The 568-nt window shown below is 48.6% G+C and carries 1 rRNA gene; it reads left to right on the top strand.

The features are described 5' to 3' along the window. Positions 1–71 precede the first annotated feature (71 nt). Positions 72–568: ribosomal RNA gene (locus HF864_RS09390) — 16S ribosomal RNA — on the top strand; the annotation flags it as partial.

The following is a 568-nucleotide window of genomic DNA, read 5'->3' as shown; positions in this document are numbered from 1 at the left end:
ACGATTGATGCAAAAACATTTGCGAAGTCAATTCGCTTAATTTAAATTTGAGCTTTTCAAGTTCTTATATTTTATATGAGAGTTTGATCCTGGCTCAGGATGAACGCCGGCGGTGTGCCTAATACATGCAAGTCGAACGCGTTGGCCCAACTGATTGAACGTGCTTGCACGGACTTGACGTTGGTTTACCAACGAGTGGCGGACGGGTGAGTAACACGTAGGTAACCTGCCCCAAAGCGGGGGATAACATTTGGAAACAGATGCTAATACCGCATAACAGTTTGAATCGCATGATTCAAACTTAAAAGATGGTTTCGGCTATCACTTTGGGATGGACCTGCGGCGCATTAGCTTGTTGGTAGGGTAACGGCCTACCAAGGCTGTGATGCGTAGCCGAGTTGAGAGACTGATCGGCCACAATGGAACTGAGACACGGTCCATACTCCTACGGGAGGCAGCAGTAGGGAATCTTCCACAATGGGCGCAAGCCTGATGGAGCAACACCGCGTGAGTGAAGAAGGGTTTCGGCTCGTAAAGCTCTGTTGTTAGAGAAGAACGTGCGTGAGAG

It is taken from the genome of Lactobacillus sp. MRS-253-APC-2B (assembly GCF_012843675.1).
GTDB classification, from domain to species: Bacteria; Bacillota; Bacilli; order Lactobacillales; family Lactobacillaceae; genus Limosilactobacillus; species Limosilactobacillus pulli.
Note: the sequence above shows the minus strand (reverse complement) of the source record. Positions and strands in the feature narration are given on the sequence as shown.